The organism is Thermococcus aggregans (assembly GCF_024022995.1).
In the GTDB taxonomy this organism is placed as follows: domain Archaea; phylum Methanobacteriota_B; class Thermococci; order Thermococcales; family Thermococcaceae; genus Thermococcus_A; species Thermococcus_A aggregans.
Genome location: NZ_CP099582.1, coordinates 980,565 through 997,102, shown reverse-complemented (window position 1 = coordinate 997,102; position 16,538 = coordinate 980,565). Strand labels below are relative to the sequence as shown.

The following is a 16,538-nucleotide window of genomic DNA, read 5'->3' as shown; positions in this document are numbered from 1 at the left end:
TTGGTATCATCGGAAGTGATATATTTTACGGTAGTAAAATTTTATAAGACCGAAAGTAGACGTATTATTGGTGATGTTATATGGCAGTTGGGGAAAAGATAACCATTAGTGTGATAAAAGCTGATATTGGAGGATGGCCAGGACACTGCAAAGTTCATCCAGCGTTAATAGAAAAGGCTAACGAGATTTTAGAGAAGGCAAAGGAAGAAGGGACAATAATCGATTTTTACGCTACATACTGTGGCGATGATTTGCAGCTTATCATGACGCACAAGCACGGCGTTGACAGCGAGAAGATCCATGGTTTAGCTTGGAATGTGTTTAAGGAGGCAACAGAAATAGCAAAAGAACTCGGCCTTTATGGAGCTGGTCAAGATTTGCTTAAGGATGCCTTCAGCGGAAACGTTAGAGGAATGGGGCCCGGCGTTGCTGAGATGGAGATCACCCTAAGAAAAAGCGAGCCCATAGTTACATTCCACATGGATAAGACCGAGCCAGGAGCGTTCAACTTACCGATCTTTAGGATGTTTGCAGATCCCTTCAATACTGCCGGACTGGTAATTGATCCTCACATGCATATGGGCTTCCGCTTCGAGATCTGGGACATAAAGGAGCACAAGAGAGTCGTCATGAGCTCTCCTGAAGAGATGTATGATATTTTGGCATTGATAGGGGCAAAGTCGAGGTACGTAATAAAGCGCGTGTATCCGAAGAAAGGCCACAAGCTTCCAGAAGACGAGCCTGTTGCCGTTATAAGCACCGAAAAGCTTTACGAAATTGCAGGTGAATACGTAGGAAAAGACGATCCCGTGGCAATAGTAAGAGCTCAAAGCGGGCTTCCAGCCCTTGGAGAAGTCCTTGAACCGTTTGCATTCCCACACCTGGTAAGCGGATGGATGCGCGGTTCCCACAACGGTCCAATAATGCCTGTTCCCCTCAAATATGCAACCCCCTCGAGATTTGATGGACCTCCGAGAGTAGTGGCTCTAGGATGGCAGATCAACAAAGATGGAAAACTGATAGGGCCTGTTGACCTATTTGAGGATGTGGCATTCGATGAGGCAAGAAAGAAGGCGCTGGAAATTGCAGATTATATGAGAAGACATGGCCCGTTTGAACCTCACAGACTCCCACTGGAGGAAATGGAGTACACAACCTTGCCCGGCGTTCTAGAAAAGCTTAAGGACAGATTTGAACCTGTCTGACTCTTTTTCCCGTATCTATTTTTCCTCTTTTTTTGGTTCTGGAAATACATGAAATTTGAATTCTTATCCAAATCCAAAAATCTTAAATAACTCTTGTCTTTTTACATAACACTTGGAGTGATATGGGGGGAGGGATATGAAGTTTTCAGTGCTTAAGATAAATCTCAATGAGAAGAAAGTTGAGAGCGAGGAATTTGAACGAGAAGGGATTTACGGCATAATAGACTATGCCTTGTACCTACATGATGAAGTTTACAAAACTTACGAGCTCCAGGATCCTTACGATCCGAAAAACGTAATGGTTTTTGGAAAGGGGCCCTTCGCTGGTTCTTCTCTTCCCGGTTCTCACAGAATGACTTTCGTTTATAGGTCTCCCCAATATGGGGGAGTGTTTCCATCAACAATGGGTGGCGCCGCTTATCAGTTCCAGAGAGTTGGAGTAGATTTTGTGGTTCTGGAAGGCAAAAGGGAAAAACCAACCGTAATAGTTCTTTCCAACGATGGAGAAAATCTGAAAGTTGAGCTTCATGAGATTGAACTTGAAAAGGTAATTGAGATCTGGAAAGGCTACAAAGGGGAAGAGGGAGTTTATGCCCTTACCCAGTATTTGATAGATAACTTCCATGACAAATTTGATGGAATGGAGTATAGAATTGCATGTGTCGGTCCGGCATCTCTAAACACGCACATGGGTGCAGTGTTTTCTCAAACACTTAGAAACGGCAAGAGAGTTGTTGGAAGTGAGGATTGGGCCGCCAGAGGTGGAACTGGAAGCGTTTTGTTGAGAGCCCACAACGTGGTTGCCATAATATTTGGAGGAAAGGTCAGAAAGAAGTTCCCGAAGGAAGATATAAGCAATATAAGGGTTGCAAAGTCCATAGTGGAGGGAGTCCACAAAAAGCCCATGAACGAGATAATATCCGAAAAAACCGTGAAATACAAATACAATCCTAAGCTCAAGACGGGAGGAACTTTTGGAGGCAACTATCCGGCTGAAGGCGACTTTGTGCCGATACTAAACTGGCAGATGCCCTACATTCCGAAGGAAGATCGCATTAAAATCCACGAGAACATAATGAAGTATTACTGGGAGCCCTTCAATAAAGAGGCAATAGAGACCAAAAACTGGACTAACTGTGGAGAGCCTTGCCCAGTAGTGTGTAAGAAATACGCCAATGGTCACCACATAGAGTACGAGCCAAGGGAAGCAAATGGTCCGCTCAGTGGAGTTATAACTCTTAGAGCGAGTGATATAAGTGTTCACGCGGTTGATGCTATGGGATTTGATGCAATCAGCTTTGGAGGCACCGCGGCATGGGTTTTGGAGCTTGTTTACAGAGGACTGCTCAAGCCGGAAGAAGTTGGTCTAAGTGATAAACCTGAATTTGATAAGGACAGCTTAATTCTAAAGCCCGTTGAAACCAGTGAAAAGAACGCTAAGCTCGTTGCCGAATTAGCCCATAGGGTTGCCTTTGCTGAAAACGAAATCGCCAGGATAATTGGAGAGGGCATAAGGAGAGCTGCCGAGATCTTTGATGAGAAGTTCAAGGACAGGCTAAGCTATGGAGAGAGCTTCAAAGATTATGGAGTTTACACACCCATAGGAACTGACGGAGAGATGGTACCTACCATGTACTGGGCGATAGGAAACTACATACCATTGCCAATTCAAGGCCGTTACTGGACGTTCTACCAGTTTGGTGTGTTCCTTGAGCCGGAAGAGCTGGCTAATAAGATAGTTGCCAGTGCCCTCTATGAGTACTGGTACGACAACGTTGGCTGGTGCAGATTCCACCGTGGATGGGCAAAGCCTGTGTTGAAGGCACTCTTTATGGAAGCTTATGGAGAAAACGTAGACATGGAGGAGCAGGCTAGAAAAACAATAAGAAAACTTGTTAATTTCCTCAAGAAAGCCGGCTATGAACCGGTATTCTGGGATTCAATGAGGGTTATAGATTTGGTCGCGAAGGGCGCGGAAGAGTTTGGCAACGAAAAATGGGCAGAGCGGTTTAAGAAAGACAAAGTTGTGACTGCAAAGGAGTACCTTAGAAGGGTTTTAGCAGAATACAGCAGAATATTAGGAGTTGATTGGATGCTTTAGTTTTTTGCTTTTTATCTCGTTGACAAAAGAGGTGATAGGCCATGAAGTTGAAAGAACCTATTATTGCTATCAACTTTAAGACTTATATTGAGGCGACTGGAGAAAGAGCTTTGAGGATAGCTAAGGCCGCTGAAAAGGTTTACAAAGAAACTGGAGTAACCATAGTCGTTGCACCACAGTTAGCCGACCTCTACAGGATTGCCCAAGAAGTTGAGATCCCAGTCTTTGCCCAGCACATTGACCCAATAAAGCCCGGCAGTCACACTGGGCATGTTTTGCCGGAAGCTGTGAAAGAAGCCGGTGCTGTTGGAACCCTGCTTAACCACTCTGAGAACAGAATGATTCTTGCGGACTTGGAGGTTGCAATAAGAAGAGCTGAAGAAGCTGGTTTAATGACGATGGTCTGCAGTAACAATCCTGCTGTCAGTGCGGCGGTTGCTGCTCTAGACCCAGATTACGTTGCCGTTGAGCCACCTGAGCTTATAGGGACGGGAATTCCGGTTAGCAAGGCAAAGCCAGAGGTTATAACTGACACAGTTGAGCTTGTTAAGAAGGTTAACCCGAAGGTCAAGGTTCTTACCGGTGCTGGGATTTCAACCGGTGAGGACGTTAAGAAGGCTTTGGAATTGGGGACGGTTGGAGTCCTCCTAGCAAGTGGAGTTACAAAAGCAAAAGACCCAGAAAAAGCAATAAGAGACCTCGTATCACTAATAATCTAACCTTTAAGGATCATTAGATCGGCTTCAATGTCCTCGAGGGAGGCATTCCACCCTCCCACTACGTACCTTTTTCCATCTTTTGTTTCGATGGTTATGTTTGAGATAACTTTCCCTTCGCTTTCGAAGAAGTCTATTATTTTTCCAGTCAAGTGGACTGGTTCTCCTGTCTTTACGAATTTCCCATACACTTCTATTTCCTTGCCTATTAAGTTGTAATTCCTTATATCTTCAACAAGCGACCTAATATGTATGTAGCTCTTTGGGAGCTTTAGTTTTCCTTTCTTTTTGTAGATTAGCTTCCCGGTTGGCCATAGTGCATGGTAGAAGTATCTGTCAAGCATGAAGAGGAGGTTTTTGTCCCTTATTATTAGTGCGTAGCCTCGTATTGTTTGTTCTCTTGTTTTGAAAGCTTCTGGAGGAGCGTAGATGCCCAAGGTCTTGTCTTGTATAAGTATTATTGGATCCTCAACTTCCCGTCCTCTGATTTTATCGGCGACTTTTGGTACATCCTCATTTCCATACACAAAAAGATCAACCGTAACTTCTTTGTTTTTCTCTTTTAAAAGATGCACTACTTTATCTAAAAAGTTTGAAGGTATGGCAAGGGAAAGATAGTATTTGGCGTTCTTTATTGCGTCCTTTATGTAGTTTTCTAGCGTTGTTTTGCTTTTTACAACTATCACTTCTCTGTGGCTTTCGTGTGGAGTGTACATGGCTTTTAGTTCTCTTTTAGCTAATTCCATTTTCTTTAGGTAGCTTTTCTCCATTGCCTCGAGAACTTCTTCTGGATCAAGGGGGACTATCTTCTTTGGTCTCTCGCTTGTAACTGCAACGAACCCCTTGCTCATTAAACTGCGAACAACGTCGTATATTCTGGGCTGAGGAACTCTGGAGAGGGAGGCGAGCTCGCCTGCTGTTAAAGGGCCTTGCTTAATCAAAGTAAGATATGCATTAATCTCGTACTTATTCAGGCCCAGTTCTTTCAAGAGTGCCTTAAGCTCGCTTTCCTCCATTTTTATTTCCCTCATATTATGGCTTTTTCAGTGTTCTTATCGAATACATGAATATTGTCCAAGTCGACTACTATTTTAACTTTACTCCCCACTTCAAGGGGTATATGACCAGGGAGCTTTACTTTTATAATGTTTCCACTTCCTATATTGGCATGTACAATTGTATCTGTACCTAAAGCTTCAATGAAATCTACTATTCCTTCTAGTATAGCACTTCTTTTTACATGCTCCAGAGATGATACACCTTCTATGGTCATGTGCTCTGGTCTTATACCAAAAATAACTGTTTTGTCTATGTACTTCCCTAAAAGCTCTTTGAAATCACTTGGCAGCGGGATTTCAAACCCCTCCCCTTCTAAGACAATTGAGTCTCCCGTTTCTTTAACAGTCACCTCAAGTAAGTTCATCTCAGGAGCCCCTATGAACGTTGCCACGAAGATTGAGTTGGGCTTCAGATAAACTTCCGTTGGTGGTCCAACTTGGAGGAGCTTTCCTCGGTTCATTACTGCTATTCTGTCACCCATTGTCATAGCTTCAACTTGGTCGTGGGTAACGTAGATTGTAGTGACCTTTAACTTTGTTTGGAGCTTTTTAATCTCTGCCCTCATTGCAACCCTAAGCTTGGCATCAAGATTTGAAAGCGGCTCGTCCATAAGCAAAACGTTCGGCTCAACAACTATCGCTCTTGCAACGGCGACTCTCTGCCTCTGACCACCACTGAGCTGAGCAGGATACCTGTCGAGGAGCTCTCCTATTTGAAGCAGTTCTGCAGCCCATTTGACCTTTTTGTCTATCTCCTCTTTTGGATACTTTTTAATCTTCAGCGGGAAGGCTATGTTATCGTAAACTGTCATGTGGGGCCAAACTGCATAGCTCTGGAAAACCATCGAGATGTTTCTGTCCTTAGGGGGAAGATAAGTTACATCTTTGTCTCCAAACCATATCCTTCCGCTTGTTGGCGTTTCCAAACCCGCTATCATTCTGAGAGTTGTAGTCTTTCCACAACCACTAGGTCCAAGGAGTACAAGGAATTCTCCGTCCTTTATGGTTAGGTTTACTCCATCAACAGCTTTTACTCTTCCATTATCAAAATACTTCTTGAGGTTCTCAAGTCTAACTTCCACCATTTTTTACACCTCATTTTAGTGTTATACCCCACATTGTTACCAGATACTTCCTAGCGAAGAATATGAACGTTATGGCCGGCAATATCATAATAAATGCTGCCGCGAATTTGTAATAATCCGGCGCCGCTCCTCCGCTTGCTCCTGCCATTATTGATAAAATTTGAGCCGGAAGGGTTCTATGGGACAGGGTTAGAATTGAAGCTACGAAAACTTCGTTCCACGACATGACGAAAGTGAACATTGCAGCTGCCGCTAAACCTGGTAGTGCTAGGGGGAGGGTAATTCTGAAGAACGATCCTAATCTTGTGAGTCCAAACACCATACCGGCTTCCTCGAGCTCAGTGGAAACCCCTGCAAAGATGCTTGAGGTTATTAAAACTACAAATGGAAGTGCCATAGCAGTATGGGCGAGGGCAACTCCGAGTAATGTATCGATAAGGTTGAGCCTTATGTAAAGGACTACAAGAGGAATTGCCATTACGGGTATTGGAAACATCCTAAGGGCCACTATCGAAAGCTTTATGGTGTCTTTTCCGGGGAAGATGAACTTTGCGACTGCGTATCCTGCTGGAATTCCGAGGGTAAAACTTATGACTATTGTAATCAACGCAACAATAATACTGTTCTTAATTCCATCTAAAGCTCCGAGCGTAAAGAGGAGGGTCTTAACGTACTGTGTTGTAAAGCTTGTTGGGATGACTTTCTTTGGGTCATAATAGTCCTTTGGAAGGGCAAATCCATAGAGCGTTGAGATTATTATTGGGATTATTATCCAAGCAATCACGGTAAAAATAAACGTGTAAAAGGCTAGCCTTTTTAGCATGAACTTTGTTTCGTCGTTCATCTTCTCACCTCCAGGTATTCAGCCTTCATGAACTTAATATAGAGCGCTCCGAGCAGTATTGAAAGCCCCGCTATTACCAAGGCGTAAATTGAGGCCACATCGTACTCTTTTAGCTCGGTTAGCCTGTAGAACCCTTCTCCAGCGAGGATTGGAATGTCTCTTCCGGCAAGTATCCAGACTATACCGAATATCTGCATTGCAAAGAGTGTTCTGATTATTAGTGCACTCTGGATGCTTGGCTTTAAGAGGGGAATCACTATCTTCCTTAACCTAGTCCAGTAGTCTGCTCCAAACACTTCTGCTGCCTCTAGATATTCGTTGCTTATCATCTGAAGTCCAGCGAGGATTATAACAAAGACTATTGAGGTTGCTCTCCAAAGCTCGGCTAAAACAATAGCCAGAAACTCCATGTGGCGGTATTGATACCCAAAGAAGTAAATAGGCTGGTGAATAAGCCCAATATTCAGAAGAAGCTTATTCAAAAATCCACTTGGGGAAAGCATGGAGTACCATATCAAACCGGCAGCAACATCACTTATAGTTAGGGGGATTGTGAGAGCATAAATAGTAAGGTCTTTTCCTTTAAACGCCCTATTAACAGCGAGGGCTAATATGATAGCCAACCCAACTTGAGTTGGGACAATGACTCCCGCAAGGGCAAGGGTATATTTCAAAGCTTCCCAAAAATATGGGTCAGCAAAGGTCTTTCTAACAGTTGCAAGGGAAAATTGTCCGTTTTGAGTAAACGCAATATAAAGGGCTTGAACAAGTGGATATCCTACAAAAAACAGTAGGTACGCAAATGCAGGCAAAATTAAAAAATAAGGAAGGTAGGAGGATTTTACCCTCATGGCACCTCCCTCATGGAATTTCTTGTCCCATCTCTTGGAAGAGTTGCTTTACTTGTGGGCCGAGTTCTTTGACCACAGTTTCTGGATCTTCCCCTTTAAGTACAATTCTTTGGAATGCAGTTCTGTAAGCGTCTGTGAATTGTCCTCCCTTCTCACCAAGGTTTGGAATCATTGCTACAACTGCATCGGGCGTTGCTGATTGAGCCGCAACACCTTCGGCTAATATCTTAAGAGGTCCACTTGGGATTGCTCCCGTCGCTTCCTGTACAGTTGGGAAGAATCCAACTTTTTCGAGGATTTTTACTTGTGTCTCTGGCTTTGTAAGGTAGTCAATTAGTTTCCAGGCTTCCTCTGGGTGAGGAGCGTTCTTTGGAATTGCCAATCCAGCTACTACCAGAATAAATCCTCTTCCCTTTGGCCCTCTTGGCACTGGAACGACCACGAACTGATCTGGGTTTGTCTCTATTGCATTCTTTATTCTTGCGGTGTGGTCCCAAGCGATCATAACTTCTCCTCTTAGGAGTGGTTCACCCATAGCATCCCATGTTGTGCTTGCTGGGTTTACGTATTGCCAGAGCTCTCTGAGGTACTTCCACATCTCAACTGCCTCTGGGCTGTCGAAGTTCTTAGCTTGGTAGCCTGTGAAGCTTGGGTAGATGTAACCGTGGAGGAATCTGTGCAAGAGACCTTTTGGCCCAGCCGGGAAGCCAAGTTGTGGTTGGCCGGTAGCTTCTTTCAAATTCTTGGCCCACTCAAGAAGGGCGTCGTATGTCCACTTCTCGGTTCCTTTCATAACATCCTCTTGTGTAAGTCCAGCTGGAAGGTAGTCAAAGGCTTTCTTGTTGACTACCATTACATATGTAGCACTCATCCATGGAATGTAGATTTTCTTTCCGTCTATTGTTGCGTATTTTTCAAAGGTGCTTATGAAAGTTCTTCCTTCAAGGGTTTTTCCGCTTAAATCTTCAAGCCATCCTTTGGAGGCAAAGAAGTCCAATCCACCGTGGAGATCGGCTATCAAATCGATAGTTACCTTACCGGTTTTTTCCTCAGCCTCAAGCCTCGTGGCCAAATCGGCATAGCTGATAGGTACAAAGTTTACATCAATTCCATATTGATCTTTAAATTCCTTAAGTAACTGCTCTTGTACAAAAGCTCTCTCCTCAGGTGGGTTTAGCTGTGTTGAAAGCCAGCTAATTGTTACTTGTTCTGTGGTGGTTGGGCTTGTTGTTTCTTCACCACCAATGCATCCACTTACTATCGCTCCTAAAAGAACCAGAACTAAAACTCCCGCTAATCTTACTTTTCGGTTCATGGCCTATCACCTCTGAATTGCTCATCCTAATTTTGCTAACTCAAAATATATAAATCTTGTGATATAAACCACTTCTTGTGGTTGTATTTAAAAGAGTAAAAATGGAAACTCAAAGTTTAATAGTTTTTCCAGTTCTTGAAGACTCGTAAGCAGCTAGAATTATTTCTAGGTTCTTTTTGGCAATCTCTCCAGTTATCGGAGGCTCTTTATCCTCTATTATTGACTCCAAGAATGAGTCAACAATGCCGTTGACATCAGCTCTCTCCCAGTATATTTTTTCTGCCTTGTCTTGATATACAGTAAAGTCGGGATATGCAGTTCTGATATCAAGGAATCCCTCTTTTCCGAGGATATAATATTTGATTTCCAGCCCATATGCGTATCCCTTTGGATTGCCCCATCCAGCATTAAGAACTGCTACAACGCCGTTTTTGAACTCTAGCACTGCAGTACCTATATCATCTACAGGGAACCCATAGATTTTTGAGCCTATATCTGCGTAAACGCTCTTCGGCTCGCTGTTTGTAAGCCAAAGTAAAGAATCCACTCCATGGGGTGCAGTATCCATGAATCCTCCGCCGCCCGCTTTTTTAACGTCTAAGAACCAGCTCGTATCTAAGCCCTCAAGGAATATGGGGGGCTTTACGTACTCTGAGATTGAATATATATACTCCAGCTCTCCTATCTCCCCAGCTTCTATCATGGCTTTCGCCTTCTTGAGAGGAATAGTGAACCTTGGATTGAATGGTACCATAAGCTTAACACCGGCTTTTTTAGCCGCTTTGATAATCTCGTCGGCATCTTCAAGGGTTAGGGCAATTGGCTTTTCCAGGAGTATGTGCTTCCCCTCCTCAGCAGCTCTTATGGCGACTTCTTTGTGCCTGTAGGTTTCAATAGCTATGTAAACTGCATCTATTTTCTTATCTTTGAGAAGATCTTCGTAGCTCTTGTAGAATTTTGCATTAAGCTTTTGGGCTTCAGCTCTTGCAACATCGGCGTTTGCACCGTCCCCCGAGATTGCGTAAAGCTTTGCTTTGGGGTTAGAGGCAAAAGTGGTTCCGTATCTTAACGCATGTGGATGGGCATAGCTGATTATTCCAACATTTATCATTCTACCACCCCCTTAAACTCCAAGGGTTCTCCTCTTTTTGCAGACTCTATTGCCATCTCTGCCATTTGGAGTGCTATTAGTGCATCTTTTGCGGTTATTCTTGGTTCTTCTTTGCCCATGATCACTCTGAAGAAATGTCTTAGCTCTGTTTCAAATGCTTCTGGGAATGCTGAAAGCAACGGCGAGAAGCGCGGCATTTCGAAGTGGCTCTTTACTACTCCAACCACTGGTGTATCTAAGGGGGTGTATCGTATCCTTCCATTCTTCCCCAGAATGTCCAAGTGGTGGTAAAAGACCCCATAACGTGCTGGATAGGAATACGCCCAGCTTACCTCTGCCAAGCCGGTTTTTCCTCCCTTAAACTGTATCATCATTAAGAAGTGGTCGTACGTTCCATTTACTTTTGCCTCCTTTCTTATGGCTTTCCCTATTCCAAGGATTTTTACCGGCTCACTTTCAAAGTACCACCTGAGAAAGTCCGTAACATGAACGCCTAAATCTATTGCAACGCCGCCTCCTTTGTTGGGCTTCCAGTACCACGCAGTTTCCGGAAATGGCAGTCTTTGGACTTCTGCTTTCCTTATCTGCACTGGGAGTATATTTCTCTTTTTTATGACTTCCTTTATCTGCACCCACCGCTTGTCAAATCTTCTTGTATGGCCAACCAAAAGCCACAATCCTTCTTTTTCTGCTGTTTTTATCATCTTTTGGGCCTCTTCAGTCGTAAGAGCTATGGGTTTTTCCACAATTACATGTTTACCGCTTTTCAAGGCCTTTATAGCCAGCTCGGCGTGAGTGTACGTGGGTGTTAGAATCTCAACAACATCTAAATCCAAGTCCAAAAATTCATCTAAATCTGTATATGCCTTTGCATTGAACTCTTTTGCGACCTCTTTTGCCTTTTTTGCTTTTATATCCATGCAAGCGACGACTTTTACTTCCTTTAGGTTTTTGAGGGCATTTTTGTGGGCAAGGTTGAATATATTTCCACATCCTATTACTCCAACTTTTAGCTTCCCCATCGGGATCCCTCATGATTACTACACACCAAAAGGTATATAAGTTTTCTTAATTTTAAACCACTATGAATGGTTGTATTTTGGTGATGAGCAATGAAAATTATCGTGTGTATTCCAAGCTATAACAACGCCGATACCATCGGATACGTCGTTAGACAAGCTGCAGAGGGACTAAAGAAGTATTTTGGAGGGGGAATAATTATCAACTCAGACGGTGGAAGCACTGATGGTACAAGAAAAGTCGTCATGGAAACTCCCGTTCCCGAAGGAGTTGAGGTAAGGAGCGTAGTTTACAGGTGGCCAATACCAGGAAAGGGCAGTGCTATGAAGGAAGTCCTAGAGATAGCAAGAGATGAGGGTGCAGATGTAGTAGTGTTTGTTGATAGCGACCTAAGAAGCATTACTCCGGAGTGGATCTACAAATTCGTCAAGCCAATTGAGGAAGGATATCACTTCGTTGTCCCCCTGTATCTGAGGCACAAATACGATGGGACGATAACTAATAACATTGCTTATCCGATGACAGCATCTCTCTATGGCTACAACGTTAGACAGCCAATAGGAGGAGACTTTGGGATCAGCGCAGAGCTTATAGATGTCTATCTTAGAGACGAAGAAATTTGGAAAACCGATGTAGCGAGATTCGGAGTAGACATATTCCTAACAACCACCGCAATAGCAGAAGGTTTCAAGGTAATCCAGACAGCACTTGGAGTTAAAATCCATAATCCAAAGGATCCGGCGGCTTCCTTGGGACCTATGTTCAACCAAGTTGTAGGAACACTCTTTATGCTGATGGGCAAGTATGAGGACAAATGGAAGAATGTAAGGGAGATAAAACCTGTTCCCGTTTTCGGGGAGATGGATGTTAGAGAACCAGAACCTGTCAAGGTCACTTTGGAATTGCTAAAGGAGAAGGCAAGGAAGCTCTTTGAAGAGAATGAAAAGATTTTGGAGAAGGCACTCTCAGAAGAGACGTTTGAAGAAGTCAAAGAAGCCTTGAAGACATTTGACTTCGATGACGTCCTTTGGAGCCATGTTCTCTTTGATAGTGCTGTAGCGTATAAGAAAGGAATACTCAAAAACGCTGAACCCTTAGTGCCGCTCTACTTTGCAAAAACTGCAGACTTCGTGGAGAAAACAAAAGACATGACAACAGAAGAAGCTGAAAAGCTAGTCCTGAAGAGAGCAGAGACGTTCTTGAAGGAGAAGGATTACCTTCTAGCGAGATGGGAGTAAAGCCTCCATTTTCTCATATATTTTGCTTTCTTTTACGACTTTCTCAACTTTCCACTTTGGAGTTCTCATTATGCTCATCTCATAAAAGCCTTCAAGGTTTCCCCAGAACTTCTTGGCTGCCATAGCCAAATAAATAACCTCTTTTGGCTTTAATTTTCGTTTTAGGTCTATACAGAGAATGTTTATGGCTCTCTCAAGCTTTTTGAATGTCCTATCTCCCTTAAGAATTGCCAGCATAAAGTCTTCGATAGTTGGTTTTTGCCACTCTACACAGGGGCCGAGGTCTATTTTTGTTCCAATTAAAAGGGGAATCACTGTAACTTTTCCGACTTTAAAGCCTTCTTCAGTTTGGTTATAACTGAAAGATGAGAGTTTGCCCTTTATGGAGTCCATTACGGCTTCTTCACTTTCATCTATATCAATTGCCACGCCTATCTTTTCAACCTGAAATTCAAAAACTTCCATCGCTCTCAAGAAATTTCCAAGATTCCTTATTACTCCCGCGCTTCCTTCGCTGGGGATTATAGCGATGTATCCATCATTTTTTATCAGCTCGTAGTTGTCCCTTTTGAAAAGCCTTTCAATTAACGTCAAGTTAGGAGGAACTTCTCTGGCCTCTTTAAAGCCAAAGAGCTTCTTATAACTGGCCTTGAAAAACTTTGAGTCAGTCTTTCCTTCGCAGAATAGAACGCTAACTTTTTCTGTTTCGTTAATTTCTGCTCCTCTCAGGTCGAAATCAAGGTATTTTCTTAGCTCATAAGCTTCTTTGAACGTTAGTTCTTCCCCTGTGTTCGAATAAATTAAGAAATGCCCCTCTCCTTGAAATCTGTTCAGTATGAGGTCGATAAGCTCTAAGCTTGCAGTTACTATTATTTCATTGCCATTCAGATTGCTAACAAATTCTTTCAGCTTTTCTTTGTTCTTTCCGTACTCTGGAAACAAGATTTTTTCAGAGTTTTTCTCTTTTAGGATTTCGTCGTATTTATCTCCGGTAACTATTATCATCTACTTCACCAGATCAACCGCTATAGCTCCGATAACAGCAAAAGTACTTACGATGATTGTGGCGCTAATATACTGCCCTAATGAGAAGTTGGCGATGCTGCTTACGCCGTAAAGGTAGATCAAAAGGGGTGAGGTCATATAGGAAACAGCCGTGACAGTAAGTAGTCTTTTAGGTATGTGATGCCACTCTTCCTTTTCTATGTTTGAAAGTTTGGCCTTTGAAATAAAGAGGTAGGCCATAAAAAGAGTCATTAGGAAGATGGCAAGTGTTCGCCATACGTCTATCGTTTTTGCTATGTCCCATATCTCTTCGGTAAAGAGGAATGGGAGAGAAAACGTCATTGCACCGATGATTTCCTGAACCACGTCATCCCATCCAAGTTTATCGGGCTTGTTTTTTCTATCCAGCTCTTCCTGTATCTCACCCATCTGTTTAGAAAGCCTTGCCACATTTTCGTTTAATTTTTTGAGTTCACTTTCCATTTTTTCACGCTCAGCCACTCTGGGGTCAATCATCCCTTCAGCATTGGATTCATTCATCATCGCACTATCTGAGTTATGAAACCTCATATAAAACTTTTTATTTTTCTGCGCCAAAAATATCTGTGGCGAGTCAATATGGAAAAAGTTCTTCTTTTATTTATAGCTGCACTTGGAGGTTTCATAGGGTCTCTGATGAGCGGAGGGAGTATGGTAACTTTCTTTATTCTCACGCTCTTTGATCTTCCCGCAAAAACTGCTGTCGGGACGTTAAAAATGGTCATTGCGGCATTGACTCTTGTCTCTTCTCTCACTTACCTTAAAGCGGGCATCTTGAATTTGAGGGTGGTTTTGACTATGGTGCTCTTTTCTCTAATTGGTTCATATATTGGAAGTTCTTTTTTGCTGAGTATGCCTGAAGAAGCCGCTAACGTTGTGGTAATGCTGTTTCTTATAATGGGTGTGTATTTTACGTTGAAAGAGCCCCAAGGAGAACCAATACTTAAAGGCAAGCTGCATCAATCCATTGTGGGACTTGCAATTGGTATTTACATAGGAGTCTTGGGAATAGCGTCAACGCTTGTAGTTATCTCCCTTCTGAGGATGTTCTTTAGACTGGAGCTTTTAAGGGCAAACGCGATGGCAAAAGTCATAATTTTCTTTAACAACCTTATTGCCTTTATAAACTATGCAGAAAACGGAAGTGTTGACTATTCCATTGGAATGCTCCTAATTTTCCCTGTTATTGCTGGTTCGTGGTTAGGTGCTACGACTGCCCTTAAAATGGATCCCAAGTACCTCAAGGGAGTATTCGTTGGTATTTCTATCTTGACTGTAATTAATCTTCTGAAGGATTTAATAGTTTAAACAAAAATCTTAATAAAATTCAAAGCCGAAAAAATATAGAGGTGACAAATATGAAGAGAACTCTAAGCTTTGTAGTTGTACTGCTGGTTTTCTTCTCTATTGGGGGAATTGCAAATGCATACAGCTTTTCAATAGACTCAACAAACGCTGTCATCGTGCTTCCCACTACTAAGGTTGTGAACGATCAACCTCTTCACATAAACGAAGATGCAATTGCAGGGGCACGGCTTGGCGCGTTTTTAGTTCTTAAAGGCATAAGGCCGAGTGTGTATTCAACTTATGTCAATGTCCCCGTAACGTATAGAAGTGTCATTATTCCAGATAATGATCAATATTACAAACTAAGTGAAACCGACATGCCTGATGTGGGCTTGACCCTTGGAGAGACCCCAGAAGGAAATAAGATTGTCATCGCAGTGAACTTCTCCAGAGTCTCATACAATTCAACGTCAAAGAAAGCTCAATTTGGAGACAGAAGCGTGGAGATAATATTCAATGAGAACACGACACCATTAAGTCTCGGTGGAGAAAACACAAAACTCGTATCAACAGTTAAAGATGGGAAAGACATCCTCTACATATACTCCTACGAAGAGAAAAGCGATTCGAAGTCTCTTGGAAGCAGTGTGATTGTAAATGGCTGGAAGCTCTACTTCCATGACATCGATACCGAGCAGAAGAAAACTCTTGTGGAAATAACTTACCCGAGCGGAATAGAGAAAACCCAAACACTTTACAGAGGGAAGTATTACATCATGTACGTAGATTCGGGAGGGTTGGAGGATTTTGAAGTTTACGACACTTATCCGAGTGGAAGAATTGAGACTTTGTTAAAAGAGGGTGCCAAAAAGGTTCTTGTGTTTACTCCCTCCGACTTCTTCATAGGTATTGGGGGCACCAAGCAGGTAACTTATGAGTATGAATACTACGAAAAAACCAAAACATACCAAGATGGGGATGTATATAAAGGACAATGGGTCTGGGATATTGATCCCTCGAACTACATATTCACATTGTATCCCCACGTTGACCCTGATAACGACTTCCCTGTCGTAACCTTAGGAGAGGGAGACGTTTTGGATCTTCCTATATTCGAGCTCAGCATCTCGCCAGTGTTTGAAAAGGATGATAATGGGGATATAACAGGAATAGAGGGCTATAGATTTCTAAGGACTGTAACGGTCAAGAAGAAGGTCACAGTAGAGACAACAAAGGCCAACGTTGTAAGTGACGTCAACTCCCTTATAATAACTGATGAGGAGCTCTCAAACCTTCCAACCGACAAACATGTGATAATAATAGGAGGATGGGTCAGCAACAAAGCTTGGAAAATCTTGGAACAGAACTACGATTCAGCAACAATAGAGAGTCTCAAAAACGAAATAATGAACAAAGGTTATGTGGTCGCAATTTTGGACAATCCGCTCAACACAGCCTTTAAAGTTATAATATTGGCAGGAAAAGATTACATACACACGAAGAAGGCTGTTGATGAGTTTATGTCTAAAGCTTGATTCTCTTCTTCAATTTTTTAAAGATTGCTTATTTTACCATGTTCTGATTATAGCACCGATTAGAATATCTCTTGCTTATTTTACCTGTTTTTGGACGTGTCGAGAACATATTTAAGCTTTTCTGTTTC

Annotated in this window: 15 protein-coding genes; 6 read left to right on the top strand and 9 right to left on the bottom strand. The window is 42.7% G+C overall.

What is annotated here, in order from left to right:
* Window positions 1-80: 80 nt before the first annotated feature.
* From fbp to tpiA, 3 genes are all read left to right on the top strand, one after another.
* Window positions 81-1,205 carry a fructose-1,6-bisphosphate aldolase/phosphatase gene (gene fbp, locus NF865_RS05610; protein ID WP_253303814.1) on the top strand — a complete coding sequence of 375 codons (1,125 nt, stop codon included), beginning with the start codon at window positions 81-83 and terminating at the stop codon, window positions 1,203-1,205.
* Window positions 1,206-1,341: 136 nt separating this feature from the next.
* Entirely contained in the window at window positions 1,342-3,306 is a 1,965-nt protein-coding gene (gene gor / locus NF865_RS05605; RefSeq protein ID WP_253303813.1) for a glyceraldehyde-3-phosphate:ferredoxin oxidoreductase, read from the top strand.
* A gap of 41 nt (window positions 3,307-3,347) precedes the next feature.
* Window positions 3,348-4,025, top strand: coding sequence for a triose-phosphate isomerase (gene tpiA, locus NF865_RS05600; protein ID WP_253303812.1), 678 nt, complete (start codon window positions 3,348-3,350; stop codon window positions 4,023-4,025).
* On the opposite strand, the gene NF865_RS05595 is transcribed toward tpiA, so the two are convergent.
* From NF865_RS05595 to NF865_RS05565, 7 genes are all read right to left on the bottom strand, one after another.
* The gene (locus NF865_RS05595; protein ID WP_253303811.1) at window positions 4,022-5,038 is read right to left on the bottom strand and encodes a TrmB family transcriptional regulator; all 1,017 of its coding nucleotides are present in this window, start codon (window positions 5,036-5,038) and stop codon (window positions 4,022-4,024) included. The genes tpiA and NF865_RS05595 overlap by 4 nt on opposite strands.
* Window positions 5,039-5,049: 11 nt before the next feature.
* Window positions 5,050-6,165 carry an ABC transporter ATP-binding protein gene (locus NF865_RS05590; RefSeq protein WP_253303810.1) on the bottom strand — a complete coding sequence of 372 codons (1,116 nt, stop codon included), beginning with the start codon at window positions 6,163-6,165 and terminating at the stop codon, window positions 5,050-5,052.
* A 10-nt stretch (window positions 6,166-6,175) separates the two neighbouring features.
* Entirely contained in the window at window positions 6,176-7,009 is an 834-nt protein-coding gene (locus tag NF865_RS05585) for a carbohydrate ABC transporter permease (RefSeq protein WP_253303809.1), read from the bottom strand.
* On the bottom strand, window positions 7,006-7,860 hold the full coding sequence (locus NF865_RS05580; protein WP_253303808.1) for a carbohydrate ABC transporter permease: 855 nt from the start codon (window positions 7,858-7,860) through the stop codon (window positions 7,006-7,008). The genes NF865_RS05585 and NF865_RS05580 overlap by 4 nt, the downstream gene beginning before the upstream one ends.
* Window positions 7,861-7,870: 10 nt before the next feature.
* The gene (locus NF865_RS05575) at window positions 7,871-9,175 is read right to left on the bottom strand and encodes an ABC transporter substrate-binding protein (RefSeq protein ID WP_253303807.1); all 1,305 of its coding nucleotides are present in this window, start codon (window positions 9,173-9,175) and stop codon (window positions 7,871-7,873) included.
* Window positions 9,176-9,284: 109 nt separating this feature from the next.
* Entirely contained in the window at window positions 9,285-10,286 is a 1,002-nt protein-coding gene (locus NF865_RS05570; protein WP_253303806.1) for a Gfo/Idh/MocA family protein, read from the bottom strand.
* Entirely contained in the window at window positions 10,283-11,308 is a 1,026-nt protein-coding gene (locus tag NF865_RS05565; RefSeq protein WP_253303805.1) for a Gfo/Idh/MocA family protein, read from the bottom strand. Before NF865_RS05565 ends, NF865_RS05570 begins: the two co-directional genes overlap by 4 nt.
* Before the next feature lie 90 nt (window positions 11,309-11,398).
* Here NF865_RS05565 and NF865_RS05560 point away from each other — a divergent pair, with 90 nt between their 5' ends.
* Complete coding sequence (locus NF865_RS05560) at window positions 11,399-12,544, top strand: glycosyltransferase (protein ID WP_253303804.1); 1,146 nt, start codon at window positions 11,399-11,401, stop codon at window positions 12,542-12,544.
* On the opposite strand, the gene NF865_RS05555 is transcribed toward NF865_RS05560, so the two are convergent.
* Window positions 12,527-13,549: a DUF3226 domain-containing protein gene (locus tag NF865_RS05555; protein WP_253303803.1), complete on the bottom strand. Its 1,023-nt coding sequence runs from the start codon at window positions 13,547-13,549 to the stop codon at window positions 12,527-12,529. The genes NF865_RS05560 and NF865_RS05555 overlap by 18 nt on opposite strands.
* Window positions 13,550-14,092 carry a DUF2391 family protein gene (locus NF865_RS05550; protein ID WP_366513768.1) on the bottom strand — a complete coding sequence of 181 codons (543 nt, stop codon included), beginning with the start codon at window positions 14,090-14,092 and terminating at the stop codon, window positions 13,550-13,552.
* Between the two features lie 75 nt (window positions 14,093-14,167).
* On the opposite strand from NF865_RS05550, the gene NF865_RS05545 reads away from it, so the two are divergent.
* Window positions 14,168-14,896, top strand: coding sequence for a sulfite exporter TauE/SafE family protein (locus NF865_RS05545; RefSeq protein ID WP_253303802.1), 729 nt, complete (start codon window positions 14,168-14,170; stop codon window positions 14,894-14,896).
* A 50-nt stretch (window positions 14,897-14,946) separates the two neighbouring features.
* Entirely contained in the window at window positions 14,947-16,410 is a 1,464-nt protein-coding gene (locus NF865_RS05540) for an S-layer protein (protein ID WP_253303801.1), read from the top strand.
* Window positions 16,411-16,538: the final 128 nt, after the last annotated feature.